The 26,593-nt window shown below is 70.9% G+C and carries 24 protein-coding genes; 13 read left to right on the top strand and 11 right to left on the bottom strand.

Annotation, left to right across the window (positions count from 1 at the left end; translation table 11 throughout):
• Positions 1–129: 129 nt before the first annotated feature.
• The 3 genes from nrfD to fdh are packed head-to-tail and all read right to left on the bottom strand — an operon-like array spanning position 130 to position 5,196.
• Positions 130–1,041 (bottom strand): NrfD/PsrC family molybdoenzyme membrane anchor subunit, encoded by a 912-nt coding sequence (nrfD, locus tag ACRXBZ_RS40310; RefSeq protein ID WP_433883552.1) that lies wholly within the window; start codon positions 1,039–1,041, stop codon positions 130–132.
• A complete protein-coding gene (locus ACRXBZ_RS40305; protein ID WP_433883551.1) occupies positions 1,038–1,916 on the bottom strand; it encodes a 4Fe-4S dicluster domain-containing protein in 879 nt (292 codons plus the stop codon). Before ACRXBZ_RS40305 ends, nrfD begins: the two co-directional genes overlap by 4 nt.
• 4 nt (positions 1,917–1,920) lie before the next feature.
• On the bottom strand, positions 1,921–5,196 hold the full coding sequence (gene fdh / locus ACRXBZ_RS40300) for a formate dehydrogenase (RefSeq protein ID WP_433883550.1): 3,276 nt from the start codon (positions 5,194–5,196) through the stop codon (positions 1,921–1,923).
• A gap of 169 nt (positions 5,197–5,365) precedes the next feature.
• Here fdh and ACRXBZ_RS40295 point away from each other — a divergent pair, with 169 nt between their 5' ends.
• The 4 genes from ACRXBZ_RS40295 to ku all read left to right on the top strand — a co-directional run bounded on the left by ACRXBZ_RS40295 (position 5,366) and on the right by ku (position 10,221).
• The gene (locus ACRXBZ_RS40295; protein ID WP_433883549.1) at positions 5,366–6,028 is read left to right on the top strand and encodes a TetR/AcrR family transcriptional regulator; all 663 of its coding nucleotides are present in this window, start codon (positions 5,366–5,368) and stop codon (positions 6,026–6,028) included.
• A gap of 38 nt (positions 6,029–6,066) precedes the next feature.
• Positions 6,067–7,356 (top strand): L-seryl-tRNA(Sec) selenium transferase, encoded by a 1,290-nt coding sequence (selA, locus tag ACRXBZ_RS40290; protein ID WP_433884116.1) that lies wholly within the window; start codon positions 6,067–6,069, stop codon positions 7,354–7,356.
• The gene (gene selB / locus ACRXBZ_RS40285; RefSeq protein ID WP_433883548.1) at positions 7,356–9,176 is read left to right on the top strand and encodes a selenocysteine-specific translation elongation factor; all 1,821 of its coding nucleotides are present in this window, start codon (positions 7,356–7,358) and stop codon (positions 9,174–9,176) included. The genes selA and selB overlap by 1 nt, the downstream gene beginning before the upstream one ends.
• Positions 9,177–9,249: 73 nt before the next feature.
• The gene (gene ku / locus ACRXBZ_RS40280) at positions 9,250–10,221 is read left to right on the top strand and encodes a non-homologous end joining protein Ku (RefSeq protein WP_433883547.1); all 972 of its coding nucleotides are present in this window, start codon (positions 9,250–9,252) and stop codon (positions 10,219–10,221) included.
• Between the two features lie 4 nt (positions 10,222–10,225).
• On the opposite strand, the gene paaE is transcribed toward ku, so the two are convergent.
• From paaE to paaZ, 6 genes are read right to left on the bottom strand one after another with little or no spacing between them, the layout of a single operon-like run.
• A complete protein-coding gene (paaE, locus tag ACRXBZ_RS40275; RefSeq protein ID WP_433883546.1) occupies positions 10,226–11,344 on the bottom strand; it encodes a 1,2-phenylacetyl-CoA epoxidase subunit PaaE in 1,119 nt (372 codons plus the stop codon).
• A 1-nt stretch (position 11,345) separates the two neighbouring features.
• Complete coding sequence (paaD, locus tag ACRXBZ_RS40270; protein WP_433883545.1) at positions 11,346–11,864, bottom strand: 1,2-phenylacetyl-CoA epoxidase subunit PaaD; 519 nt, start codon at positions 11,862–11,864, stop codon at positions 11,346–11,348.
• Positions 11,858–12,748 (bottom strand): 1,2-phenylacetyl-CoA epoxidase subunit PaaC, encoded by an 891-nt coding sequence (paaC, locus tag ACRXBZ_RS40265; RefSeq protein ID WP_433883544.1) that lies wholly within the window; start codon positions 12,746–12,748, stop codon positions 11,858–11,860. The genes paaD and paaC overlap by 7 nt, the downstream gene beginning before the upstream one ends.
• A 10-nt stretch (positions 12,749–12,758) precedes the next feature.
• Positions 12,759–13,070 (bottom strand): 1,2-phenylacetyl-CoA epoxidase subunit PaaB, encoded by a 312-nt coding sequence (paaB, locus tag ACRXBZ_RS40260; protein ID WP_168588724.1) that lies wholly within the window; start codon positions 13,068–13,070, stop codon positions 12,759–12,761.
• Positions 13,067–14,020 carry a 1,2-phenylacetyl-CoA epoxidase subunit PaaA gene (gene paaA / locus ACRXBZ_RS40255; protein WP_433884115.1) on the bottom strand — a complete coding sequence of 318 codons (954 nt, stop codon included), beginning with the start codon at positions 14,018–14,020 and terminating at the stop codon, positions 13,067–13,069. The genes paaB and paaA overlap by 4 nt, the downstream gene beginning before the upstream one ends.
• A gap of 16 nt (positions 14,021–14,036) precedes the next feature.
• A complete protein-coding gene (paaZ, locus tag ACRXBZ_RS40250; protein ID WP_433883543.1) occupies positions 14,037–16,079 on the bottom strand; it encodes a phenylacetic acid degradation bifunctional protein PaaZ in 2,043 nt (680 codons plus the stop codon).
• 300 nt (positions 16,080–16,379) lie between these two features.
• On the opposite strand from paaZ, the gene paaK reads away from it, so the two are divergent.
• The 6 genes from paaK (at position 16,380) to ACRXBZ_RS40220 (ending at position 21,315) form a co-directional block, all read left to right on the top strand.
• A complete protein-coding gene (gene paaK / locus ACRXBZ_RS40245) occupies positions 16,380–17,723 on the top strand; it encodes a phenylacetate--CoA ligase PaaK (protein ID WP_433883542.1) in 1,344 nt (447 codons plus the stop codon).
• Between the two features lie 13 nt (positions 17,724–17,736).
• Positions 17,737–18,384, top strand: coding sequence for a TetR/AcrR family transcriptional regulator (locus ACRXBZ_RS40240; RefSeq protein WP_433883541.1), 648 nt, complete (start codon positions 17,737–17,739; stop codon positions 18,382–18,384).
• Between the two features lie 374 nt (positions 18,385–18,758).
• Positions 18,759–19,391: a hypothetical protein gene (locus ACRXBZ_RS40235; protein ID WP_433883540.1), complete on the top strand. Its 633-nt coding sequence runs from the start codon at positions 18,759–18,761 to the stop codon at positions 19,389–19,391.
• A gap of 91 nt (positions 19,392–19,482) precedes the next feature.
• Positions 19,483–20,454 carry a phytoene/squalene synthase family protein gene (locus ACRXBZ_RS40230; protein ID WP_433883539.1) on the top strand — a complete coding sequence of 324 codons (972 nt, stop codon included), beginning with the start codon at positions 19,483–19,485 and terminating at the stop codon, positions 20,452–20,454.
• 67 nt (positions 20,455–20,521) lie between these two features.
• Entirely contained in the window at positions 20,522–20,857 is a 336-nt protein-coding gene (locus ACRXBZ_RS40225; protein WP_168588718.1) for a plasmid stabilization protein, read from the top strand.
• A gap of 137 nt (positions 20,858–20,994) precedes the next feature.
• The gene (locus ACRXBZ_RS40220; RefSeq protein WP_433883538.1) at positions 20,995–21,315 is read left to right on the top strand and encodes a hypothetical protein; all 321 of its coding nucleotides are present in this window, start codon (positions 20,995–20,997) and stop codon (positions 21,313–21,315) included.
• A gap of 20 nt (positions 21,316–21,335) precedes the next feature.
• Here ACRXBZ_RS40220 and ACRXBZ_RS40215 read toward each other — a convergent pair whose 3' ends face one another.
• The gene (locus ACRXBZ_RS40215) at positions 21,336–22,502 is read right to left on the bottom strand and encodes a S8 family peptidase (protein ID WP_433883537.1); all 1,167 of its coding nucleotides are present in this window, start codon (positions 22,500–22,502) and stop codon (positions 21,336–21,338) included.
• A gap of 268 nt (positions 22,503–22,770) precedes the next feature.
• Between ACRXBZ_RS40215 and ACRXBZ_RS40210 the strand changes: the two genes are divergently transcribed.
• Together ACRXBZ_RS40210 and ACRXBZ_RS40205 are read left to right on the top strand one after the other, a co-directional pair.
• Positions 22,771–23,604 carry an SDR family NAD(P)-dependent oxidoreductase gene (locus ACRXBZ_RS40210; protein ID WP_433883536.1) on the top strand — a complete coding sequence of 278 codons (834 nt, stop codon included), beginning with the start codon at positions 22,771–22,773 and terminating at the stop codon, positions 23,602–23,604.
• 38 nt (positions 23,605–23,642) lie between these two features.
• Positions 23,643–24,077: a universal stress protein gene (locus ACRXBZ_RS40205; RefSeq protein WP_168588714.1), complete on the top strand. Its 435-nt coding sequence runs from the start codon at positions 23,643–23,645 to the stop codon at positions 24,075–24,077.
• 231 nt (positions 24,078–24,308) lie between these two features.
• On the opposite strand, the gene ACRXBZ_RS40200 is transcribed toward ACRXBZ_RS40205, so the two are convergent.
• Positions 24,309–25,070: an IclR family transcriptional regulator gene (locus ACRXBZ_RS40200; protein ID WP_433883535.1), complete on the bottom strand. Its 762-nt coding sequence runs from the start codon at positions 25,068–25,070 to the stop codon at positions 24,309–24,311.
• A 241-nt stretch (positions 25,071–25,311) separates the two neighbouring features.
• On the opposite strand from ACRXBZ_RS40200, the gene ACRXBZ_RS40195 reads away from it, so the two are divergent.
• Complete coding sequence (locus ACRXBZ_RS40195; RefSeq protein WP_433883534.1) at positions 25,312–26,574, top strand: cytochrome P450; 1,263 nt, start codon at positions 25,312–25,314, stop codon at positions 26,572–26,574.
• Positions 26,575–26,593: the final 19 nt, after the last annotated feature.

Here is a 26,593-nt window from a genome sequence, read left to right as displayed (position 1 = left end):
CAGAGCTTGTGACCAGCTACAACGATCTACTTTGCACCCGACCGAAGCTTCGGGGGTCCTGGGCCGAGCCGTGCACCAACTGCTCGCCGAGTCGGTTTCGAACTTGCCCCGGTCAGACGAAAAGAAAGGTCAACGGCGTGCGTCGAGGCGATCGCGTTGGGGAACGACGGTGTAGCGGGGGTCGCTGACCGAGGCGCGGCCGGCTTCGAAGATCGCGTACCGCGTCGCGACGGCCCCGGCCGTCAAGCACAGCCCCGAGGCGATCGCCGCCGGTCGGCTGCGCCCGGCGAACAGCGCCGCGCCCGCACCGAGGCCGGTCAGCACGCGGGCCGCCCGCCACGCCGCGCCCGCGCGCCCTTGCCGGTACACCTCGCCGACCATGCCGGTCCGCTGGTGCATGCTCCGTTCCGCCGCGAACTCCAGCGCCGCCCCGGCCACGGCCATCCGGCGGGCCGGACCCGATTCGGCCGGTGCGGCGAGCATGCCCACCGCTCCCGCGCTCGACACCGCACTCCCGGCGAAGAGGAAGGGAAGCTCGCGGTAGGCCGCGTGCCATCCCGGCACCGCCGTATCGGCCAGCAGCACCGCGGTGTAGGTCGTCATCGCGGGCGCGATCATCCCGGCCGTGGTTGCCGCCGCCCGGCCCAGCGCAGGCAGCCGCCCGGTGATCTCGCTGGCCGCGGCCGCACCCGACAAAGCCGAGAACGGCGCCAGGATCCAAGAACCGACGCTCAGCGGCGACGTCGGCTTCAGCACTCGGAGCATGTTCAGGAACCGCGCGGGGCGGCCGAGGTCGTGGATCAACGCCCCGACGCTGGCCGTCGCCCCCACCGCTGCGGCCAGCCTCCCGGAGCGGGCCAGCCGACGACGGCCGGTGAGGTCGGCGCACAGCGCCATCGTCGACGACGCCCCGGCCAGCCCGCCGAGGTAGAGGTACGCGGGCACGTCCGGCACCTTCCACACCGGCCGCTTGAGCACCGGCCGGCCGTAGTAGGACCGGAACTCCGCCTCGGGCACCATCAGCCGGTCGCCGCGCTTCACCGCTTGCCCCCGACGAAGCACCCGACGATCACCGCCGCCGCGGTCAGCGCCGCACCCGCCGCATGCCGCCACATCGAGGGCAGATCGCGCGTCGTCACGACCGGGTCCGGCGGCAGCCCGTACACCTCGGGCTCGTCCAGCAGCAGGAAGAACGCACCGTCGCCGCCGACCCCGTCGGCCGGGTCGTGGCCGTAGAGCCGGGCCTCGGTGATGCCCTGGTCGTGCAGCTCCGCGACGCGTTGCCCGGCGCGGTCGCGGAGCTCGTCGAGCGGACCGTACTGGATGGATTCCGTCGGGCACGCCGTGGCGCAGGCCGGCATGAGCCCGGCACCCAACCGGTCCTGGCACATCGTGCACTTGGCCGCGCCGCCGGTGTCCGGGCGGATGTCGATCACCCCGTACGGGCAGGCCGGTACGCAGTACCCGCAGCCGTTGCAAACGTCGTCCTGCACCAGCACTGTCCCGTACTCGGTGCGGATCAACGCCCCGGTCGGGCAGACGTCCAGGCATGCGGCGTGCGTGCAGTGCTTGCACACGTCCGAGGACATCAGCCAGCGCACCTGGTCCTCGCCCATGCCCGGCATCCCCAGGTCCACAGTGGACCCAATGAATCCAGTGGACCCGTGTTGTTCCACGAAGGCCACGTGCCGCCAGGTCGTCGCGCCGAGCGCGCCGGTGTTGTCGTAGGACATCCCGGTGAGGTCGAGGCCGTCCTCGGGCAGCAGGTTCCACTCCTTGCAAGCGACCTCGCACGCCTTGCACCCGATGCACACGCTGGTGTCGGTGAAGAAGCCGACTCGGTCGGGGTGATCCGACGGGTAACCCGCCTCCCCCGCCGGATCCACCAGCGGGCCGCTCAACCGGTTCGAATCCACGACCTCACTCCCCTCCGCGCCTCGGGCTGTCGGCGTGCTCCGTGCCGGTGCGCTCGGTGATCCCGGCGCGCCTGCGGTACTCCTCGACGTAGCGGACCAGCGCCGCGCCGCGCGGGCGGCGGCCCGCGCGGATGTCGCAGCTGCCCGCCTTGGTCTCCATGATGTGCACGTTCGGGTCCAGCGCCACGTTGATCAGCTCGTTGGCGGCGTCGCCGACGGTCAGCCCGTTGGGTCCCCAATGCCACGGGATGCCGATCTGGTGGACGGTGCGCTCGCCGTGGCGCAGCGGCCGCATCCGGGAGGTCACCAGGACGCGGCCCTCGATCGCGTTGCGGGCCGTGACCACGGTCGCCCAGTCCAGGTGGCGCAGCCCGCGTTCGGCCGCCAGGTCCGGGGAGACCTCCAGGAACATCGCCGGGGCCAGCTCCGACAGGTGGGCCAGCCACCGGCTCATGCCGCCGGCGGTGTGGTGCTCGGTGAGCCGGAACGTGGTGAACACGTACGGGAAGACCTCGCTGCCGGGTTCGGCGCCGCTGGGCTGGTACCGGTTCTCCGGCCGGGAATGCACCTGCCGCGCCGGATTCCGCTGCTGGCCGTCGTGGATCCGGTTCTGCAGCGGCGATTCCTGCGGTTCGTAGTGCACCGGAAGCGGACCGTCGACCAGACCGGCTGGGACGTAGAGCCAGCCCCGGCCGTCGCTCTGCATGATGAACGGCTCGGTGCCCGCGATGCCCTCCGGGCCGGTGGCCTCCGGTGTGGGCACGTAGTCCGGGCGCTTGCCCCTGTCGAAGTCCGGGATGTCGTGGCCGGTCCACTCGCCGCGCTCGCCGTCCCACCAGACGTAGGCCTTGCGCTCGCTCCACGGCCGGCCGTCCGGATCCGCCGACGCGCGGTTGTAGAGCAGCCGCCGGTTGGCCGGCCAGGCCCAGCCCCACTCGGGCGCGACCCACGACTGCTCCCGGCCGGGGCGCCGCCTGGCCGACTGGTTGATCCCATCGGCGAACACTCCGCAGTAGATCCAGCAGCCGCAGCGCGTCGAACCGTCCGCGCGCAACTGCGTGTAGGACGACAGCGGGTTGCCGTCGGCGTCGAAGCCGTTGATCTCCTGGAGCACGGCTGCCGCGCTCGGCTCGTCGATGTCGCCTTCGGTCGGGTAGTCCCAGGTCAGCTCCAGCAGCGCGCGGTCCCGCTCGCCCTGCGGTTCGAGCTTCTCCCGGACCCGCCGCCCCAGGTGGTAGAAGAACCACAGGTCGCTGCGCTGATCCCCTTGCGGCGGGACGGCTTTGTGGTGCCACTGCAGCAGCCGCTGAGTGTTGGTGAAGCTGCCGTCCTTCTCGGTGTGCGCGGCGGCGGGCAGGAAAAACACCTCGGTGCCGATGTCCTCGGTGCGCATCTCCCCGGTCTCGATCTCCGGGCCGTCCTTCCAGAAGGTGGCCGTCTCGATCAGGTTGAGGTCGCGCACCACGAGCCAGTCCAGGTTGGCCAGGCCCATCCGCTGCTGGCGGGCGTTCGCGGTGCCCACGGCCGGGTTCTCGCCGACGACGAAGTAGCCCTTACAACGCCCTTCGATCTGGTCGATCGTGGTCTGGAAAGTGCTGTGGTCGCCGGTCAGCCGCGGCAGTCGGTCGAAGCAGAAGTCGTTGTCGGCCGTGGCGTGCTCTCCCCACCAGGACTTGAGCAGGCTGACCAGGTAGGAGCGTATGTTCCCCCAGTAGCCGCGGGCAAGTTCGTCCGACGCGACGAAGGTGTCCAGGTCGAAGTCGACGTGCGCGTGCGGCATCGGGATGTAGCCGGGCAGCAGGTTGAACAGCGTCGGGATGTCCGTGGAGCCCTGGATGCTGGCGTGCCCGCGCAGGGCCAGGATTCCGCCGCCGGGCCGGCCGATGTTGCCCAGCAGCAGCTGCAGGATCGAGGCGGCACGGATGTACTGCACGCCCACGGTGTGGTGTGTCCAGCCGACCGCGTAGGCGATGGCCGTGGTGCGCTCCCGGCCCGAGTTGGCCACCAGCTGCTGAGCGACCCACTGGAAGTTCGCCCGCGGCACCCCGCACACCTCCTCCACCACTTCCGGCGTGTAGCGGGCGTAATGCCGCTTTAGCAGCTGGAAAACGCAGCGGGGGTGTTGCAGCGTCGGGTCGGTGGCGGCGCGACCGCGGTAGACCGGACCGCCCGATCCGGTGCGCTCCGGCCGACTGGCGTCGCGCTCGCGTTCGTGCGCCGTCGTGGGCGGCGTGCTCTCCGGGCCGTGGCCGCCGACCGCCGGGACCGCGGTGCTTCCCTCGTACTGCCAGGTCGCCGTGTCGTAGGTGCCGGTTTCGGCGTCGAAGCCGGAGAACACGCCGTCGAGGTCTTCGGTGTCGCGGAAGTCCTCGCCGACGATCATCGGGGCGTTGGTGTAGGTCGCCACGTAGTCGTGGAAGTAGGCGTCGTTGGTCAGCACGTAGTTGATCAGCGCCCCGAGGAACGCGATGTCGCTGCCCGCGCGCAGCGCGACGTGCCGGTGCGCCAGCGCCGAGGTCCGGGTGAACCGCGGGTCGACGTGGATGATCGTGGCGCCGCGCCGCTTGGCCTCCATCACCCACTGGAAGCCGACCGGGTGCGCCTCGGCCATGTTGGATCCCTGGATGAGGATGCAGTCCGCGTTGGCGAGGTCCTGCTGGAACGTGGTGGCGCCGCCGCGCCCGAACGAGGTGCCCAGACCGGGCACCGTGGAGGAGTGTCAAATGCGCGCCTGGTTCTCCACCTGGATCGCGCCGAGGGCGGTGTAGAGCTTCTTCATGAGGTAGTTCTCCTCGTTGTCGAGGGTCGCTCCTCCGAGGCTCGCGATGCCCATCGTGCGCCGCAGCGGCCGGCCATCGGCGTCGGCGTCCTGCCAGGTGGCGGCCCGGGTGGCCAGCACCCGGTCGGCGATCATGTCCAACGCGGTGTCGAGGTCGAGGTCCTCCCACGCGGTGCCGTGCGGGCGCCGGTAGCGGACCTTCGTCTGCCGCAGCGGCGAGGTCACCAGTTCGCGGCTGGCCGAGCCCTTCGGGCACAGCCGGCCGCGGCTGATCGGCGAATCGGGATCGCCCTCGACCTGCGTGACAGCCCCGTCCCGGGCGAAGACCCGCTGGCCGCAGCCCACCGCGCAGTACGGGCACACCGACCGGACCACCGAGTCCGCGTCCTCGGTGCGCGCCCGCCGCTCATCGGTGCGCCGCGACCGGGCGGCCAGGCCCCTGCCCAGCGGGTCCGTCCCGGTCAGCTGGCGCACCACCGGCCAACGCAACCACTCGACCATCTCGCGTTCTCCCTAGGAGAGTGCGGCTCGCGGTCTCCAGGGAAAACCCGTTGCCGGGGTGGTGCAAGTTCAGCGCTGCTCGCGTGCTGCCTCGCCATGTTGTGGCAGGACTGACATTTGTCACGCTACACGCTTGACCTGGGCCTGAGCTGGGACGAATCTGGCAGGTATGACGGCCGCCGCGGCGCCCAATCCCGCTCCCGAACCCCAGGACCGCCGCCACCGCCGGACGATGCGCACCCGCGCGGCCATCGAGGCGGCGGCCCTGAAGCTGTTCGCCGAGCAGGGCTTCGCCCACACCACGGTGGAGCAGATCGCCGAGGCCGCCGACATCGCTCCGCGCACGTTCTTCCGCCACTTCCCCAGCAAGGACGCCGTCCTGTTCGGCGACCAGAACCGGGAGGCGGAGCGGATGCGCGAGGTGTTGGCCACCCGTCCCGCCGGCGAGCACCCGATGCGCTCGCTGGCCGCGGCGCTGCTCGACGCGGCCGAACGCGCCGAGCTCGACCGCGCGCAGCACCTGATGCGCGCCGAACTGCTCGACAGCCTGGAGAACGCCGGCGACTACGAGATGCACCTCATCAAGCAGCGCTCGGTGCAGGACATGGCGGGCCTGGTCGCGCAGCGGTCGGGCACCGGGACCGACGACTCGCGCACGGTCGCCTGGTCGATCATCCTGATGAGCTGCTTCGGTTCGGCCATGCACAGCTGGCTGGTCTGCACCGACGGCACGCCGCTGCGCGAGATCCTCGCCCAGGTGCTCGACGAGACGGCGGGCGGCCTCGCGCAGGCCGCCGACGTGGTCGGTTCAGCGATCAAGGATGCGGGATGAGTCCCTTGCATACCCGGGAACAGTCCTATAGTCCGGTCATGGCCGATCCGCGGCGGCGTGTGCCCGGCACCGACCGGGTGCTGGCCGATCCCGAGGTGGCCGCCGCGACCGCGCGGCTGGGCCACCGGCTGGTCAAGCAGGCCGTGCACCTGGCGCAGGAGCGCGCCCGCAACGGCGAGATCGAGCCGGATCGGGTCGTCCCCGAAACCCTGGCCGCGCTGCCGGGTTCCGCGTCGAGCATTCGGCCGGTGCTCAACGCGACCGGCGTGCTGCTGCACACCAATCTCGGGCGCGCACCGCTGTCGGACGCGGCTATCCACGCCCTGCAGCAGGCCGCCGGAACCACGAACGTCGAACTCGACCTGCACACCGGCCGGCGGGGCCCGCGTGGTGCGGCCGCCATCGCGGCGCTGCTCGCCGCCGTGCCGCGCGCGGAGGCCGCGCACGTGGTCAACAACGGTGCCGCAGCGCTCGCCCTCGCGGCGACCGCACTCGCCCAAGGCCGCGAAATCGTGTTGGCGCGCGGCGAAATGGTCGAGATCGGCGACGGATTCCGCATTCCCGAACTTCTCACCGCCACGGGCGCGAGGCTGCGCGAGGTCGGCACCACCAACCGGGTCCGGCTGGACGACTACCGGTCGGCGCTGGGCCCGGACACCGGCTTCGTCCTCAAGGTGCACCCGTCGAACTTCATGATCCGCGGCTTCACCGCTGCCGTCCCGGTCTCCGCGCTGCGTGAACTCGAGGTGCCGGTGGTGGTCGACATCGGCTCGGGACTGCCGCACCCGCATCCGGCCCTGCCGCAGGAACCGGACGCGACCACGACACTTGCCGACGGAGCCGATCTGGTCATCGCCAGCGGGGACAAGCTGCTCGGCGGGCCGCAAGCGGGCCTGCTGCTGGGCAGCGCCGAGATCGTGCACCGGCTTCGGCGGCATCCGCTGGCCCGCGCGCTGCGCGTCGACAAGCTCACCCTCGCCGCGTTGGAAGCCACCCTTCGCGGCCCGATCACGCCGACCGCGCAGCGGCTGCGCCAAGACCAGGCGCAACTGCTGATCCGTGCCGAACGTCTCGCGGATGCGCTCAACGCGGCCGGCGTCCCGGCCTCGGTGCAACGCAGCGAGGCGACTGTCGGCGGTGGCGGCGCGCCCGATGTCGCGCTGCCCAGCGCGGCGGTCGTGCTCCCCGAACGTTTCGCGAAACTCCTGCGCGAGGGCTGCCCGCCGGTCCTCGCCCGCACCGAACGCGGTCGCTGCCTGCTGGACCTGGCCGCGCTCTCCCCTGAACACGACGACGATCTGCGTCGCGCGGTGCTGGCGGTGCACTGATGCACGTCATCGCCACCGCCGGACACGTGGATCACGGCAAGTCGACGCTGATCCGCGAGCTCACCGGCATGGAACCGGACCGCTGGGCGGAGGAACGCCGCCGGGGCCTGACCATCGACCTCGGGTTCGCGTGGACCCGGCTGCCCGACGGCTGCACCGCCGCCTTCGTCGACGTGCCCGGCCACGAGCGCTTCGTGCCGAACATGCTCGCCGGCATCGGTCCGGTGCCGGCGGTGCTGTTCGTCGTCGCAGCCGATGAGGGCTGGATGCCGCAGTCCGACGAGCACCTGGACGCCTTGAACGCACTCGGCGTGCGGCATGGCCTGCTCGCCGTGACCCGCTGCGACCTGGCCGCCCCCTGTGCCGCCGCCGAACAGGCCCGCGACCGGCTCCGTGCGACCACGCTGGCCGACATCCCGACCGTGCACGTCAGCGGCCGCACCGGAGCCGGCCTGGGTGAGCTGCGGCACCAGATCGACGAGCTCATCCACCGGCTGCCCGCAGCCGACCGGGATGCCGATGTGCGGCTCTGGGTGGACCGCGCGTTCACCATCCGCGGCGCTGGAACGGTCGTGACCGGCACGCTTCCGGCAGGCACCCTCCGCAAAGATGCCCGGCTCCAGCTGCAGCCCGCCGGCGTGGACGTGACGATCCGCGGCCTGCAGGCGCTCGGATCGTCCGAGCACCAGGTCGGCGCTGTGGCGCGAGTGGCGGTCAACCTCCGCGGCGTTGACCTCGACCAGGTGCGGCGCGGCGACGCGCTGCTGACCCCGGACCGCTGGCTGACCACCGATGTCCTCGACGTCCGGATCCGCCGCGCGACCTCGCCGACTTCCGTTGGAACCGGCGCGACACCACGGCTGCCCCGTGACCTGGTGCTGCACATCGGTGCGGCGGCGGTCGGGGCGCGCGTCCGGCCGCTCGGCCATGACACGGCGCGGCTGACGTTGCGCACCCCGCTGCCCCTCCGCATCGGCGACCGAGCGCTGCTGCGGGATCCTGGAAGCCGGCGCATCTGCGGGGGACTCGTGGTGCTCGATGTCCGCCCCCCGCAGTTGACCAGGCGCGGCGCGGCCCGTGCGCGAGCGGCCGAACTGGACACCATGGACGGCCGCGCCGACGGGGCGGCCGAGCTGCGGCGACGGGGCCTGATGCACGCCGGCGACCTGCGCGCGATGGGAGCCACACCGCCCGGGCCCGGGCGGTGGCTGCTGGGCGAGGAGCACCGCGACGAACTCGGCACTCGCCTCGACGAGTTGCTGACCCAGCACCACAAGACGCACCCGCTGGAAGCCGGCATGTCCGCCGAGGCCGCACGCCGCGCCCTGGACCTGCCCGATCCTGCTCTGCTGCCCCCGATCGCCGAAGCCGCCGGTGTCTCCCTGTCGGACGGACGGCTGCACAAGGGGCCAACCCCGCTCCCCGAACGCGTGCACCGCGCGGTGGAAACGATCCGGCGGGCGCTCATCGACCACCCGTTCCAGGCCCCGACGGCCGGCGAACTCGCCGAACTGGCAATCGGCGACAAGGAACTCGCCGCGGCCGCGCACGCGGGCGCGCTACTGCGCCTGGCCCCGGGCCTGGTGCTCCTGCCGGACGCCGAACAAGCGGCCGTTACGCGCTTGGCGCAGCTGCCCGAGCCGTTCACCCTCAGCCGGGCCAGGCAGGCGCTGGACACGTCGCGCCGCGTTGCGGTTCCCTTGCTGGAACTGCTCGCTCGCCGCGGCCGGACGCAACGGCTGGCCGACGGCACCCACCGCATTGTTTCTCCACCCCCGGCTCCGGGAAATACCGAGAGCGACTCGACGCCACGGCGATGAGCAGGAGTTCTGCGATCTTGCGCCCACCACCGCATGGTGAACACCGGTGGCGCCAGGGCGATGGGAGGCAGCCATGCCGCGGAAGATCTGGACCGGCTCGATCAACTTCGGCCTCGTCACTATCCCGGTCGGACTCTACGCAGCGACCGAGGACCACACGATCCAGTTCCACCAGTACGAGCGCGGGACCACCGACCGGATCCGCTACAAGCGCGTCAACGAACGCACCAGCAAAGAAGTCGGCTACAACGACATCGTCAAGGGCCGCGAGTTCGACGGCGGGGTCATCACCGTCGAGCAGTCCGAACTCGACGAGATCGCCCCCGGCCGTTCCCGCACCATCGACATCACCACCTTCGTCGACATCACCGAGATCGACCCCGTGCACTTCCAGAAGACCTACTGGCTGGCACCCAACAGCAAGGAGCACTTCCGGCCCTACAACCTGCTGCGCCGGGCGATGCACGAAACCAGCCAAGCGGGAATCGCGACCTTCGTGCTGCGGGGCAAGCAGTACCTCACGGCGGTGCGCGCCGACGACAACGTGCTTGCGCTGAACACCCTGTTCTTCGCCGACGAAGTCCGGGATCCGAGCGAACTGGTCGGAGAGGACGGCGAGCAGGCGAAGCCGTCGGAGAAGGAACTGCAGATGGCGACCACGATCATCGAGTCGATGAGCGGGCCGTGGGAACCGGAGCAATACGAGGACACCTACACCGCGAAGGTCGAGGAGCTGCTGGCGGAGAAGGCGCGCGGCGGCGAGGTGGCGGCGGCGGAGGCACCGCCGAAGCCGACGGATGTCACCGACCTGACCGAGGCGCTGCGGCGCAGCGTCGACGAGGCGCGCAAGGGCCGCAAGCCCGCGCGATCCGAGGCGGACCTGTCCGAGCTGAGCAAGGCCGAGCTCGACGACCGGGCCAAGCGGCTGGGCATCAAGGGCCGCACCAAGATGAAGCGGGCCGAACTCGAGAAGGCGGTCGCCGAGGCGACGGAGAAGCCCACCGGTACCGAAGGGCGCCGCTCCCGCTCCCGCAAGGCCTCCTGATTGATCAGGCGTCGAAGTCGACCGTGACCGTGTCGGTGGTCGGGAGCGATTGGCAGGTGAGGACGAACCCGTCCGCCACTTCCGATTCCTCCAGGGCGAAGTTGCGGCGCATGCGGACCTCGCCGCAGGTGACCTTCGCCCGGCAGGTGCCGCAGACGCCGCCCTTGCAGGCGAACGGCAGGTCGGGGCGGACCCGTTGGGCCGCGTCCAGGACCGGGACGTCGCGCCGCAGCGACATCGGCGTCGAACGGCCGTCGAGCACCACCGTGACCTCGCTCGTCGGCCCCTCCACCGTCGGCTCCTCGTGGCGCGCCGGTTCCGGCGGCACGTCTTCGACGTAGAACAGCTCCTGGTGGATTCGTCCGTTCGCGACGCCGCTTTCGCGCAGCACGTCCTGCGCGTCGCTGACCATGCCGAACGGCCCGCACAACCACCACTGGTCCACCGAGTCGGCGTCGACCACTGTGGACAGCATCGCCCGGATCTTCGTCGCGTCCAACCGGCCGGTGAACAGCTCCGACTCGCGCGGTTCCCGCGAAAGCACGTGCACCAGCTCCAGCCGCGTCGGGTAGCGGTCCTTCAGGTCGGCGAGCTCGTCGGCGAACATCACCGTGTCGCTGCGCCGGTTGCCGTAGAGCAACGTGACGGTCGCGTCCGTCTCGCGCAGCACCGATGCCACGATGGACAGCACGGGCGTGATCCCCGATCCGGCGGCGATGCACACGTGCCGCTCGGGTGTCGTCAGGTCTGGGGTGAAGCTGCCCGTCGGCGGCAGCACTTCGATCTCGTCGCCGGGCCGCACCTCCTGCACCAGCCAACTGGAGAACAACCCGCCCGGCACGTGGCGCACGCCGATCCGGGGTGTTGCGCCGTGCGGGGCGCAGATCGAGTACGACCGGCGCTCCTCGCGGCCGTCGACCCGGCGGCGCAGCGTCAGCGATTGGCCCGGCTTGAAGGCGAAATCCTCGGCGAGCTCCGGTGGGACGTCGAAGCTGACGGCGACCGCGTCCTCGCACAGCCGCTCCACGTGGCTGACCCGCAGCGGGTGGAACGACGTGCGGCGACGGCCGGTCCGCGCCGGTGCGGGGGCCCCGGGTGGGTCGACGGGGGCGGGACGGACCACGTCAGATCTCCTTGATGTGCTCGAACGGTTCGTGGCACGAGCGGCATCGGCGCAGCGCCTTGCACGCGGTCGCGCCGAACCGCGAGACCTGCTCGGTGTCCGGCGAACCGCACTGCGGGCAGCGGACCCGGGCGCGCGGCGGGGCCAGCGTCAGCGGCACCGGGCCGGCAGCGCGCTGCGGAGCGGCCCCCGGCGGGGCGATGCCGTACTCGGCGAGCTTCTGCCGCCCTGCCGGGCTGATCCAGTCGGTGGTCCACGGCGGGTCCAGCACGGTGCGCACCTCGACGTCGGCGAAACCGGCCTCGCTCAGCCGATTGCTGAGGTCCGCGCGCATCTCGGGCATCGCCGGGCAGCCCGAGTAGGTGGGCGTGATCGACACGACGACCTTCCCGTCCCCGGCGAGCTCGACGCCGCGCAGGACCCCGAGGTCGGCCAGCGTCAGCACCGGCAGCTCCGGGTCGGTGACCGACCCGGCAACCGCCCGGGCGTGCCGGAGGCCCGGCTTCGTGCTCGTCACCATGCCGCCTCCGGGTGCGCTCGGGCCAGGCTCTGCATCTCCGCAAGCAGGTAGCCCAGGTGCTCGGTGTGGATGCCGTCCCGGCCGGTCTGCTCGGCCACCCCGGCCAGCGCCGACGCCTCGGGCCGCTGCAAGGTGGCCGCCGCGACGACCTGCTCCAGGACGTCGTCGAACTCGGCACGCGCCTGTGCCGGGTCGGTGCCGATGCCGGCCGCGACCATCTCCCGGTCGGTCGCGTTCGGCACGAACAGTTCGTCGACCAGCGGCCACACCGCGTCGAGCCCCTGCTGCATCCGCACATGGGACACCTCGGTGCCGTCACCGAGCCGGACCATCCACTGTGCCGTGTACTCGCGGTGGTAAGCCAACTCCTTGACCCCCTTGGCCGCGATCGCCGCCAGCACCGGGTCGCGCGATTCGGCGAGCCGGGCGAACAGCGCGAGGCGCCACGTCGAGAACACCAGCAGCCGGGCGATGGTGTGCGCGAAGTCGCCGTTGGGCGGCTCGACCAGCCGCACGTTGCGGAACTCCCGTTCGTCGCGGAAGTACGCCAGCTCGTCCTCGCCGCGCCCGCTGCCGTCGGCCTGCCCGGCGCGGGCCAGCAGCAGCCGCGCCTGGCCCAGCAGGTCGAGCGCGATGTTGGCCAGCGCCAGCTCGTCCTCCAACTCCGGCGCGTAGGTGACCCACTCGGTCAGCCGTTGCGAGGCGATCAGTGCGTCGTCGCCGAGCATCAGGCAGTACCGGGCGAACGCGACGCCGTCCACGCCGTCCGGCAGCGCGGTGTCCACTCCGGACAGCGGATCGTCGAAGCCCGTGCCGAAGGCCCAGCGGGACTCGCCGTCGGGCTCCGCGGCGGTCAGCGCCTGGTAGGCGTTGTCGAACGACATTGGGATGACCTCAAATGTGCGGAACGTTGTCGGGGATCCGGTAGAAGGTCGGGTGCCTGTACACCTTGTCGCCGCTGGGTGCGAAGAACGGGTCCTTCTCGTCCGGGCTGGACGCGGTGATCGCGTCCGCTCGGACCACCCAGATGCTCACGCCCTCGTTGCGGCGGGTGTAGAGGTTGCGGGCGTTGTGCAGCGCCATCTGCTCGTCCGCGGCGTGCAGCGAGCCCACGTGCACGTGGTTCAGACCCCGCTTGCCGCGGACGAAAACCTCGAACAGCGGCCACGAGGACCGCGGTGCGCCGGTCTCGGCGTCCGGACTCATCGCGCGACCTCCTCCCGTACGGCCTTTTTGGCGGCGTGGGCCGCTGCCGCGTCGCGCACCCACTGCCCTTCCTCGTGCGCGGCCCGGCGCCGGGCCAGCCGCTCCTCGTTGCAGGGCCCGTTGCCGGCGATGACCCGCTTGAACTCGGACCAGTCCGGCTCGCCGAAGTCGTAGTGCCCGCGCTCGTCGTTCCAGCGCAGCTCCGGATCGGGCAGCGTGACGCCGAGCGCCTCGGCTTGCGGCACGGTCATGTCGACGAACTTCTGCCGGAGCTCGTCGTTGGTGTGCCGCTTGATCCGCCACGCCATGGACTGCTGGGTGTTGGGCGAGTCGCCGTCCGGTGGGCCGAACATCATCAGCGACGGCCACCACCAGCGGTTCGTCGCGTCCTGCACCATCTCCCGCTGCTCCGTGGTGCCGCGCATCATCGTCATCAGCAGCTCGTAGCCCTGCCGCTGGTGGAACGATTCCTCCTTGCAGATCCGCACCATGGCCCGCGCGTAAGGACCGAAGGAGCTGCGGCACAGCGGCACCTGGTTGCAGATCGCCGCGCCGTCGACCAGCCACCCGATGACGCCGATGTCGGCGAAGGTCAGCGTCGGGTAGTTGAAGATCGACGAGTACTTCTGCCGCCCCTCGATGAGCTTCTCGGTCAGCTCCGAACGGTCCACTCCGAGAGTTTCGGCCGCGGAGTACAGGTAGAGCCCGTGCCCCGCCTCGTCCTGCACCTTCGCGAGCAGGATCGCCTTGCGCCGCATGCTCGGGGCGCAGGTCAGCCAGTTTCCCTCCGGCTGCATGCCGATGATCTCGGAGTGCGCGTGCTGGGCGATCTGCCGCACGAGGGTCTTGCGGTAGCCCTCGGGCATCCAGTCCCGCGGCTCGATGCGCTGGTCGTGCACGATCCGCTCGTCGAAGTGCTGCTGCAGCTCGGCGTCGTCGAGCCGGTCCACCGAGGTCGTCACCTGGTCACCCCTGCTCCCCCGGCCGCTTGGCCACCAGCGTCAGCACGTCGTACTTCGCCACCGAGGCGCCGTCCTGGTTGGTCACGTCCACGTCCCAGCGGACCTCGCCGTAGTCGGCGCCGACCCGCGGAGTGATCTGCTTAGCGGTCATGGTCACGGTGATCTCGTCACCGGGGTAGGTCGGCGTGAGGAACCGGAGGTTCTCCAGGCCGTAGTTGGCCAGCACCGGTCCCGGGTCGGGATCCACGAACAGCCCGGCGGCGAAGGACACCACCAGGTAGCCGTGCGCCACGCGGCCGTCGAAGAACGGGTTGGCCCGCGCCGCTTCCTCGTCGGTGTGCGCGTAAAAGGTGTCGCCGGTGAACTCGGCGAAGTGCTCGACGTCGTCCAGCGTCACGGTGCGCGGCCCGGCGACCACCGTGTCACCGATGCGCAGTTCGCCGAGATGCTTGCGGAACGGGTGCTTTTCGGTGATGTTGCGCGGAGTTCCGCCCACCCACTGCCCGGTGATCGCGGTCAGCGTCGCCGGGTCGGCCTGCACCGCAGTCCGCTGCATGTGGTGCAGCACGCCGCGGACGCCGCCCATCTCCTCGCCGCCACCGGCCCGGCCCGGCCCGCCGTGGACCAGTGCGGGCAGCGGCGAACCGTGCCCGGTGTTCTCCTTCGCGTTCTCGCGGTTGAGCACCAGCATCCGGCCGTGCCGCGATGCCGCGCCCAGCACCACCTCGCGCGCGAATTCCGCGTCCGCGGTCACCACGGAACCGGCGAGGCTGCCCTTGCCGCGGCGCGCCAGCTCCACGGCCTGCGCCGCGGTCTCGTACGGCATCACCGTGCTGACCGGGCCGAAGGCCTCGACCTCGTGCGGCTGCGGCTGGTCCGGGTCGTCGCAGCGGACCAGCAGCGGCGGCAGGAACGCGCCGCGCTCCGCTTCGGCGTCCACGACGTCGACCCGCCCGGGGTCTCCGTGCACCAGCGTTCCGGCCTCCAGCAGCGCCTTCAGCGACCGCCGCACCTCCTCGCGCTGCTCCAGGCTGGCCAGCGCCCCCATCCGGACCTCCGGCGAGGCGGGGTTGCCGACGACTACCTTCGCCAACCGCTCCTTGGCGGCCGCGACCACTTCGTCGATCAGGTTCGCCGGCACCAGCGCCCGCCGGATCGCGGTGCACTTCTGCCCGGCCTTGACCGTCATCTCGGTGACCAGCTGCTTGACGAAGAGGTCGAACTCGTCGGTGCCCGGCGCGGCGTCCGGGCCCAGGATCGAGCAGTTCAGCGAGTCGGCCTCGACGTTGAACCGCACCGAGTTCGCCGCCACCACCGGGTGGGCGCGCAACCGCTGGCCGGTCGAGGCCGAGCCGGTGAACGACACCAGGTCCTGGTCGGTCAGGTGCTCGAACAGGTCGGCGACGCTGCCGCAGACCAGCTGCAGCGAGCCGTCTGGCAGCAGCCCGGAGTCGGCCATCAGCTCCACCAGCCGGTGCGTGAGGTACGCGGTCTGGCTGGCCGGTTTGATCAAGCTGGGAACCCCGGCCAGGAAGGCGGGCGCGAACTTCTCCAGCGGTCCCCACACCGGGAAGTTGAACGCGTTGATCTGCACCGCGACGCCCTGCAGCGGCGTGCAGATGTGCTGCCCGACGAACGTGCCGCCCTTGCTCAGCGGCTCGACCACGCCGTCGACGTAAACCGTGCTGTTGGGCAGTTCCCGGCGGCCCTTGCTGGAGTAGCCGAACAGCACCCCGATCCCGCCGTCGATGTCGAACTTGGAGTCGCCGAGCGTGGCACCGGTGCGGGCCGACAGCGCGCACAGCTCCTCGCGGTGCTCGCGCAGGTGCGAGGCGAGGCTCTTCAGCAGCGCGGCACGCTGGTGGAACGTCAGCTCCGCCAGCGCCGGGCCGCCCCGGCTGCGCCCGTGCGCCAGCGCCGCGGCCATGTCGATCCCCGCCGAGGAGACCCGCGCGACCTCCTCACCGGTCACCGCATCGTGCAACGGCACCCCGTTGTCCGACGGCGCGTGCCAGTCGCCGTTGACATAGCTCCGCAGGGCAGCCATTCGCCCGACCTCCTCCGACTGGCTCTTTAACTGACCGTTCGTTCGAAAAAGTAGCACTCGTCAAGACTGTCGCGCACCACCCGATGCAGCTAAATTCTGCTTTACCGAGCCAGGTGGGGACCGGCTTCGCCGGGAACCCTTGACAGGATCCTGCGGCGCAGGATTAATTACCGACTGTTCGCTCGGTGACGAGGCGGTGACCCAGTGCAGGAGCCCGGCGCGGCGACGCGCAACCCGGCCCAGGCCATGTTCGACGACGACCGAGCCTCGCAGGCGCTGGGAGCCCGAAGGAGTTAAAGCATGACAGCGACGACGGGCGCGCCGCGCCGGCTCGGAACCGCGCCGGATCCGGCCGACCTCGACCCCGCCGAGCGGTACTCCGCCGACGAACTCGCCGCGGTGCAGCTGGAACGCCTGCAGCGGACCCTGCACCACGCCTACGAGAACGTGCCGCTGTACCGCAGCAAGTTCGACGCGGCGGGCGTCCGGCCGGAGGACTGCCAGAGCTTGGCCGACCTGGCGAAGTTCCCGCACACCACCAAGCAGGACCTGCGGGACAACTACCCGTTCGGCCTGCTCGCCGTGCCGATGGAGCAGGTCCGGCGGCTGCACGCCTCCAGTGGCACCACGGGCAAGCCGACCGTCGTCGGCTACACCGAGCAGGACCTGGACGCCTGGGCCGATGTGGTGGCGCGCTCCATCCGCGCAGCAGGCGGGCGGCCGGGCCACAAGGTGCACGTCTCCTACGGGTACGGCTTGTTCACCGGCGGGCTCGGCGCGCACTACGGGGCCGAGCGGCTCGGGTGCACCGTCATCCCGGCCTCCGGGGGGATGACCGCCCGGCAGGTGCAGATCATCCAGGACTTCCGGCCCGAGATCATCATGGTCACCCCGTCCTACATGCTCACCCTCATCGACGAGTTCGAACGGCAGGGCATCGATCCGCGCAGCACCTCGCTCGAGATCGGCATCTTCGGGGCCGAGCCGTGGACCGAGCAGATGCGGCACGAGATCGAGGAACGGCTGGACATCGACGCGGTCGACATCTACGGCCTGTCCGAGGTGATGGGCCCCGGCGTGGCCAACGAGTGCGTGGAGACCAAGGACGGGCTGCACATCTGGGAGGACCACTTCTACCCCGAGGTGATCGACCCGTTCACCGAGGAAGTGCTGCCCGACGGCACCGAGGGCGAACTCGTGTTCACCTCGCTGACGAAGCAGGCCATGCCGGTCATCCGCTACCGCACCCGGGACTTGACCCGTCTGCTGCCCGGCACGGCCCGGCCGATGCGGCGGATGACCAAGATTACCGGCCGCAGCGACGACATGATCATCCTGCGCGGCGTCAACGTCTACCCCACCCAGATCGAGGAGCTGGTGCTGAGCGTCGACGGCCTGTCGCCGCACTTCCAGCTGGTGCTCACCCGCAAGGGCCGGATGGACCGGATGACGGTTCGGGTGGAGGCCCGCACCGACTGCGCGGGCGACCGCCGGGATCCGGCCGGCACCGAGCTGGTCCGCGCGATCAAGGACGGCGTCGGCATCAGCACCGAGGTCACCGTGGTGGATCCGGACACGCTGGAGCGTTCCGTTGGCAAGCTGCGCCGCCTCGTGGACCGCCGCGAATCCGGATCCACCGGCTGAAATACTGCGAGCCATGTCGGGGAACGTTGGGCGCGCGAATCGCCGGGGTCGGCCGGGTTACGACCTCGGTCGGCTGCTGGACGTCTCCGTCCGGGTGTTCAACGAGCGCGGCTACGAGGGCACCAGCATGGAGGACCTCTCCCGCCGGCTGGGCATCACCAAGTCGGCGATCTACTACCACGTGTCCAGCAAAGACGAGCTGATGCGGCTGAGCGTCAACCGGGCGCTGGACGCGCTGTTCGCGGTCACCGAGGAAGAGGCGTCGACCACCGGCAAGGCCATCGACCGGCTGGAGCATGTGGTCCGGCGCAGCATCGAGGTGCTCATCGACGAACTGCCGTTCGTCACGCTGCTGCTACGGGTTCGGGGCAACACCAAGGTCGAGCGGCAGGCGCTGACCCGGCGCCGCGAGTTCGACCAGGTGGTCAGTGACCTCGTCAAGCAGGCCGAGGCGGAGGGCAGCATCCGGCCGGACGTCGACCCGGCGCTGACCAGCCGGCTGCTGTTCGGCATGGTCAACTCGGTCATCGAGTGGTACAAGCCCAGCCGCGGCCTGCGGGCCGCGCAGCTCGCCGACGCGGTCACCAAGATCGCCTTCGAGGGTCTGCGGTCCAGCGCCGACGAGCACGCGCCCGGCGCTTCCGGATCTCGCGCGCGATAAATCTCCGGAACTCCCGTCATGACGATCATCCATGCGGGACGGCTGGCGGTCCCCCGCGTCACTCCAGCCCCTTTCTGCGCAGTGGTGCGGATTATGCCGACATTGAGCACAATGGACAGTTACGCCCCGGCAGCGCAATCCCCAGCTTGTGGGTGACAAAAGACCACTGCGATCACGGCCGGGATCCGCTTACGCTCCTTCGATGTGACCGACCGCGACCCGGCGGTCGCATGGCGGATCCGCTGAAACTGGGGACAGCGGCAACCATGATTCCGAAACCGGTTGCGCGCCGGTGCGTTCGGCGGTCTTCGGCAGGACCCGGGTCCGCCCTCCCTCTCGCCCTGCACCCTGGACGAGCAATCTGGAGGCCAACCGTGTCAAGGCTTGAGTCGCTCGCTCGCGCCTTCCTCCGCTACCTGTACGAGGACGACCGATTCCGGCCCGAGGTCGCGGGTTTCTTCGACAGCCCGGCGGCCGAAGCCGCGGCGCTGCAGCCGTCGTGGGCCGAGCTCGCCGAGGTCGTGCGGACGCTGCGGGAGCAGGAGCTGATCGCCACCAGCGGGACCGGGCAGCAGGGCGCACCCGCCCGCGCCGGCCTGACCGGCTCCGGGCTGATCTGCGCCGGCCGGCACGGCGGGGACATCGGTTCGTGGGCGCGGGCGCAGTCGGTCACGGTGCTCGACGAGCCCCCGGCACCGGTGGTGCCCGCCCAGCCGTCGCCGGCACCCGCGCCCAGGCCCGACTTCACCGGGCTGACCCGGGTGGCCAAGGTCGTGCTCCTCACGCTGCCGACGGTGCACGCCCGCTACGGCGAGACCGCCGAGATCGAATTGATCGCACGGCGGCTGCGCGAGGCCGCGCGGCAGGACCGGCCGGACCCGCGCCGGGTGCGATTGCTCGCCTACCGGCTCCGCAGCGAGCTGGCGACCGGCTCGGTCTCGAACACCCTCGGCGTGGTCCTGCTCGACGGGCTCGACGAGGCCCTCGCCGAGAGCGGGCTCGGCTGAAACGTCCTGATCGGACTGTGGTAGTGACCGGGTTCACCGCGGATGCCCACCGTGCGCACGCTCGCGCACTCCGTGTGCTGAGATTCCCGGTATGGACACGGGCACCTGGCCGCGGGCGGCGGCGCGCCGCGAGCTCGACGCCGCGGGCGTCCAGCCGCAGCTGCGTCCCGCCTACCAGCGGTGCCGGGTGCTCAACGCCGCGCACGGCCGCACCTACTTCCTCGCGACCCGGCTGCTGACCCCGGCGCAGCGGCCCGCGGTGCACGCGCTGTACGGCTTCGCGCGGTGGGTGGACGACATCGTCGACGACACCGACGAGTCGCGAACGGTCCGGGACCGGCAGCGGGCGGTGGACCAGCTGGACGACAAGCTGCGCGCCGGTCTGCGCGCCGGTAACAGCGAACACCCGATCCTCGCCGCGCTCGTCGACACCGCCGCCCGGCACCGCATCGACCCGGCGCTGTTCACCGACTTCATGGCCTCGATGCGGATGGACCTGACCGTCCGCTCGTACCCGACGCGGGCTGCACTGGACGCCTACATCCACGGCTCGGCGGCGGTGATCGGCCTCCAGTTGCTCCCGGTGCTCGGCACGGTGTGCCCGGCCGGCGAGGCCGAGCCCTACGCCGCGGTGCTGGGCGGCGCTTTTCAGCTCACCAACTTCCTGCGCGATGTCAGCGAGGACCTCGACCGCGGCCGGGTCTACCTGCCGCTGGAGGAACTGGCGGTGTTCGGCGTCGACCGGGAGCGGCTCGTCTGGTGCCGGAAGGCCGGCCGGCCCGACCTCCCGGTGCGCCGGGCGCTCGCCGACCAGGTCGCCCGCACCCGCTCGAAGTACCGGGCCGCGGAACCTGGCATCGCGCTGCTCGCCTCCTGGTCGCGGCCGTGCGTGCGCACCGCGTTCACGTTGTACGGCGAGATCCTCGACCGCATCGTGGAGTCCGGGTTCGACGTGTTCGGGCGACGGCTCGCTGTTTCCGGCCCGCGGCGCCTGGAGGTCGCCGCGGGTGCTCTCGGCGCGGTCGTCGCGGCGCGCCTCCGCTCCCGTCACGCCAACGTGTGACCGCCGCTCGCACCGGGTACGCGAAGCACGTCGCAACCGACGTACCGCGGAGGCGAGGTGGGTGGGAATGCCGCAGCAGAGCTGGACCGAGAAAGAGGAACGGCAGTACGAGCACATCAAGAACCAGGCGATGGAGCGCGGCAGCAGCGAGGACCGCGCCGAAGAGATCGCGGCGCGGACGGTCAACAAGAACCGCGCGCAGGCAGGTGAGTCCCAGCAGCGGAGCAGGACCGCCACGCAGGACATCCCCCCGCAACGCCGCGGTGGACTACGCTCCGGATCCGGCTCCGGGCCGGGCGGTCGAACCAAGCAACAGCTCTACGCGGACGCGCAGCGCGCCGATATCAAGGGCCGTTCGAGGATGACCAAGGCGGAGCTGGAGCGGGCCCTGCAGCGGAGCTGAGCCGAATGCCGAGCTGCCGAACGCGGGTTCCCGCCGTTCGGGTGGGTGAATGCGGCGGGGGGCCCGGTTCAACCGCCCCACCAGGGACGGAAACTGCTGATAGTGCGCCGATACCGGTGCTTGTGGGGGGCGACCAGATGGAGAGCGGAACGCCGTCGCGCTGGCAGGACGTCAACGCGACCGCCGAAGCGATCGCGCAGGCCAGCGGCAAGTTGGAATGGAGCACCCGCCAAGCCAGGACACCGGCCGAAATCGCCGCGGCGCGGGAAGCGTTGCTGGCAGTCACCGCGGCGGGGGCCCGGCTTGCCCGGCAGCTCGACTTGCTGGCCGCCAGCTATGAGACGCCGAACGCCGCCGAGCCGTCGGCGGTGCACGTCGCGCTCGACCAGGCCGCGGCCGCCGCCGAAGACCTCGGCAACTGCGCGAAGGTCGCCGCGCAGGCCATCGATGATGACTGACCGCGCGGCGACCCCGGCAGCTACGGCGCCTGGACCACGCCCGCACCGACGTCGGTCGATGCGAGCGGCAAACGGCGTGCGGTCTGCGACAGCCGCGCCCACAGGCCCCACGCTCGCTCCGGATACTGCTGCGCGTACAGCGCCGCGACACCGGCGACGTGTGGGGTGGCCATGCTGGTGCCGCTGAGCTTGCGGTAGCGCTCCGCCCCCGGCCAGCTGGAGTAGACGTCGACGCCGGGGCCGACCAGATCCACCTGGCCGATCTCGTCGACGGTGCCGCAGGAGAAGTCCGCGATCTGCAGCTGCGGGTCAATCGCGCCGACCGCCAGGATCGACGGGCAGTTCGCCGGGTGGCCGACCGGCGCGACCACCCCGGCGGAACGCTGGCTCTCGTTGCCGGCCGCGGCGATGACCAGCGTGCCGCGCTCCATAGCGCGCTGGGCGACCCGCTCGAAGGCCGCGGAGAACGGTTCGCCGGGCTGCGTCGGCGCGCCGAGCGACATCGACACCACGGCGGCTCCGTTGGAGATTGCCCACTCGATGCCGGAGAGGATGCCGCCGTCGGTTCCGGAGCCGTCGTCGCCGAGCACCTTGCCCGCGTAGATGCTGGCCTCCGAAGCGATGCCGTAGCCGGGGCCGCCCTGCAAGGTCCGCGGACCGCAGGAGGTGCCGATCACGTGCGTGCCGTGCCCGTGGCCGTCCTGCACGTCCTGGCCCTCCACGAACGACCCGGCGACGATGTCCCGGTCGGCGAAGTCGGGGTGCTTGAGGTCCAGGCCGGTGTCGAGCACCGCGACCCGGACGCCCTTGCCGGTGGGCTGCGCGTGGTCGGCGCGCACCGCCTGCAGGCCCCACGTGGACTCGCCGTCCTCCACCTGCGCCTCCGCGCCGATGGCGAACACCCTGCGCTCCTGCTCGAACGCAGCGATCGGGCTGGTCTCCCGGGACGCGCGTTCGAGCGCCGCGGCCTGGTCCGGGTCGGCGCTGATCAACGCGATGCCGAGCTGATGCAGCACGATCCCGCCCGCGCCGCGGAACAGCTCCCCCGGTGCCGCGCCGGCCGCGTCGGCGGTGTTGGCGCAGCGGATGCCCGTCAGCCGCGTCAGCTCGCGGGTTCCGATGATCGTCGAATTGTCTTCCAGCAGCACCAGATAACGTCCGGTGGAGCTCTCCTCGCTGGTGGTCATGGTCGCTCCCTCGGCAGGTTTCGGGTGTAGCGGCGCCACACCGTCCCCAGGTGTATCGCGGGTTACCCACAGTTACAAGCACCCACTCGGGTAAGGACTGCACGATCTGTGCCGCCGGTCTCGATGTCCTCAATGAAATACCTGCGACACAACGCTTTCGGGGTACTCAGGTCGGGGGCTATCAGGTACGACACGCATGCGCTGATGACAACAGCGGAAGCTCATCCGCACACTGGTGGTAATCAACTCCCGACAGTTCGGAGCGACCGTGCGCACTCCCAGCCAGCGCTGCATCCTGGTCACCGGCGCGACCAGCGGGCTCGGACGGGCACTTGCCCACCAGCTCGCCAAGACCGGGTCCCGGGTACTGATACACGGGCGCAGCGCGGAGCTAGCCGAGCAAACGCGCGCGGAGATCGCGGCGGCCACCGGCTCCGACCGCCTAGACGTGGCGCTCGCCGACCTCGCTGAGCTGCGCCAGGTCGAACGACTGGCCAACGACGTGCAGCTGCGCTGCGACCGGCTGGACGTGCTGGTGAACAACGCGGGCATCGGTTCCGGGCCGCCGGGCGGCGGGCGCGAGGAGAGCCCGGACGGCATCGAACTGCGGTTCGCGGTGAACTACCTGGCCGGCTACCACCTGACGCACCTGCTGCAGCCGCTGCTGCTCGCCTCGGCACCGGCCCGGGTGGTCAACGTCGCCTCGGCCGGTCAGCACCCGATCGACTTCGACGACCCGATGATGACCGAGAACTACATCGGCGCCCGGGCGTACGCGCAGAGCAAGCTCGCGCAGATCATGTTCACCTTCGACCTGGCCGAACAGCTTCGTGGCCACGGCGTGACGGTCAACGCGCTGCACCCGGCGACCTACATGAACACCGCAATGGTCCGCGAGGCCGGCGTGAGTCCGCTGGGCACGATCGCCGAAGGCGTCGAGGCGACGATGCGGCTGGTCGCGGATCCGGGACTGGACGAGGTCACCGGGGAGTACTTCCATGGGACCCGCGCGTGCCGCGCGCTCGAGCAGGCCTACGACGAGCAGGACAGGACGCGGCTGCGAGAGCTCTCCGGCAAGCTCGTCGAGCGGGCCCGCGGCTGAACCCGCCACAGCGGATCGTCGAACTGGAGGCTGGCGTCATGAACAGCGGAACCCAGCACAAGATCGTCGTCGGCGTGGACGGCTCGGAGTCGTCCAAGTGCGCCCTGCGGTGGGCGCTGAAGCAGGCAGCGCTTTCCGGGGCCGCGGTGCACGCGGTCACCTCCTGGGAGTTCCCCGCCTTCTACAGCTGGGAGGGTGGCCCGATGCCGCCGGATGACTTCGAGGAGTCCGCGCGCAAGAGCCTCCACGACACCGTCGACGAGATCGAGCACGAGATGAGCCCGCCGGTGCCGGTGGAGCGCGAGCTCGCCCATGGGCACGCGGCGCAGACGCTGCTGGACGCCTCCGAGGGCGCCGACCTGCTGGTGGTCGGCAGCCGCGGCCACGGCAGCTTCTACGGCGCGCTGCTCGGCTCGGTGAGCCAGCGCTGCGTCCAACACGCGAAATGCCCGGTGGTGATCGTCCGGCACTAGGACGTGTTTATAAGCGGCGGCAGCCGCTTGCGGTGTGGGACTCAACTGGCACCACCGTGGGTTCTCAGGGGCTGTGCCCGCCGGAGGGCTCTCGGCGAGGCCAGTCCCCGACGTGGTGAATTGGGCATTCATGATGTCGGGGATCCCGCAGTGAGAAGGCCTCTGAGGTTCCGCTACCCGCACCGCTACGCAAACCACTTTCGAAACAGGCCTTAGGGGTAGCGCGGCGGCCTAGCCGGTGTGGCCCAGGCGTTCGGACAGGGCGGCCGCGCCTTCGTGGACGAGTTCGCGCAGCGCCACTTCGGTCTGGTCGTTCCAGCGCAGGATCGGCACCGCGATGCTCATCGCGGCGACTACCTCGCCGGACTGGTCGCGCACCGGCGCCGCAACGCAGGCCACCGACTCGTTGGACTCGCAGTACTCGCGTGCCACGCCGTTCTTGGCGATGGCGTCGAGCTCTTGGCGCAGCGCCTTGCGGGTGGTGATGCTGTGCTCGGTCATCGCATCCAGGCGGCGGTTGCCGTAGAGCTCGTCGACTTCTGCGCGCGGCAGCGCCGCCAGCAGCGCCTTGCCGAGCGCGGTGCAGTGCGCGGGCAGCCGCCGGCCCACGGCCGAGACCATCCGCACCGGGTGGCTGCTGTCGACCTTGGCCACGTACAGCACGTCCGCCCCGTCTCGCACCCCGACGTGCACCGTTTCCTGGCAGCGCTCGGCGATGTTCTCGGCGACGAGCCGGCCCTCCCGGGCGAGGTCCAGCCGCTCGGCGTAGGCCGCGCCAAGCTGGAAGCCGCGTACTCCCAGCCGGAACCGGTTGCTGCCGCTACCTGCGGGCATCAGGTAGCCGCGCTCGCTGAGCGTGCCGACCAGCTCGTGCACCGTGGTGCGCGGCAGGCCCAGCCGCGCGGTGATCTGCGGCGCGCTCAGCTCGTGGGCGTCCAGGAACAGCTCCAGGACATCGAATGCCCGTTCCACCGCAGGTACCGCTCGTGCCACGCGTTTCCTCCCCCTGTCATATCGCAACCGGCCAACTGTTTGACCGATATTCCGAACATCGTACCCGGTATCGGCCAACACCAGCTCAGGCGCTTGACCACCCAACCCGGCCAACCCGGCCAAACCATGCGATCCAGCGAACGTTGTGCGGAATATCGAACGGAAGTTCCACCGCTTGCACTGCCGCACGAAACGGATCCGGCTATAGGCTCCAGGACCGTAAGACGTTGAAGGAGTCGCCATGGCAGCGCCCGCCCACGTCCCGGACATCTTCGATCCGCGCAGGTACGCCGGCGGCGTGCCGCACGAGGACTTCGCCTGGCTGCGCCGGCACGCGCCGGTGAGCTGGCAGGAGGAGCACGAGATCGGCGACTGGCCGGCCGGGCCCGGGTTCTGGGCCGTCACCCGGTACACCGACGTCGTCGCCGTGCTGAAGTCCGCCGAGGTCTACTCGTCCTGGCTGGGCGCCACGCAGATCCGCGATCCCGACCCGGCGGACCTGCCGTTCATCCGCAGCATGATGCTCAACCTCGACCCGCCAGAGCACGGGCGGTTGCGCCGCCTCGTCAGCCGCGCGTTCACACCGCGGCGGATCGACCGGTTCCGGTACGAGATCGCCGAGCGGGCCCGCCAGCTAGTCGACGAGGTGATCGAGCGCGGCGAGTGCGATCTGCCGGTGGAGGTCACCGACGACTACCCGCTGCGCAACCTCGCCGACCTGCTCGGTGTGCCGGAGCCGGACCGGCGGATGCTGCTGGAGTGGACCAACCGGGTGATCGGCTACCAGGACCCGGAGCACTCCGAGGTGACCCGGGGCCCGGACGGCAAGCCGGTCAACCCGCGCTCGCCGACGATGCTGGCCGACATGTTCGCCTTCGCCCAGGACCTCGCGGCGTTCAAGCGCCGTAACCCCGCCGATGACGTGATGACCGCGCTGGCTACCGCCGAGCTGGACGGGCGCGGGCTGGCCGGCGCCGAGTTGGAGATGTTCTTCTTCCTGCTCTCGGTGGCCGGCAACGACACCGTGCGCAGCGCGCTGCCGGGCGGGATGCTCGCCTTCACGGAGAACCCCGACCAGTTGCGGCTGCTGCGCGACGATCCAGGGCTGCTGGACTCCGCCGTGGAGGAGGCGCTGCGCTTCCACCCACCGGTGCTCAGCTTCCGCCGCACCGCGACCACCGACACCGAGCTGGGCGGTCAGCGAATCGCCGCCGGGGACAAGGTCGTGGTGTTCCACTGCTCGGCGCATTTCGACGAGCAGCAGTTCCCCGACCCGCACTGCTTCGACGTCCGGCGCACGCCCAACGACCACGTCGCCTTCGGCAACGGCCCGCACGTGTGCCTGGGTGCGCATTTCGCCCGGCTGCAGCTGCGGGCGTTCTACCACGAGGCGCTGTGGCGGATGCGCGATCTGCGGGTGACGGGGCCGGTCGAGCACCTGGTATCGAACTTCATCAACGGGATCAAGCACCTGCCGGTGGCGTTCACGCCGGGTAGCAGGTGATCGGGGGCGGGCCCTAGGC

It is taken from the genome of Saccharopolyspora hattusasensis (genome assembly GCF_050972075.1).
Lineage (GTDB): Bacteria > Actinomycetota > Actinomycetes > Mycobacteriales > Pseudonocardiaceae > Saccharopolyspora > Saccharopolyspora hattusasensis.
Note: the sequence above shows the minus strand (reverse complement) of the source record. Positions and strands in the feature narration are given on the sequence as shown.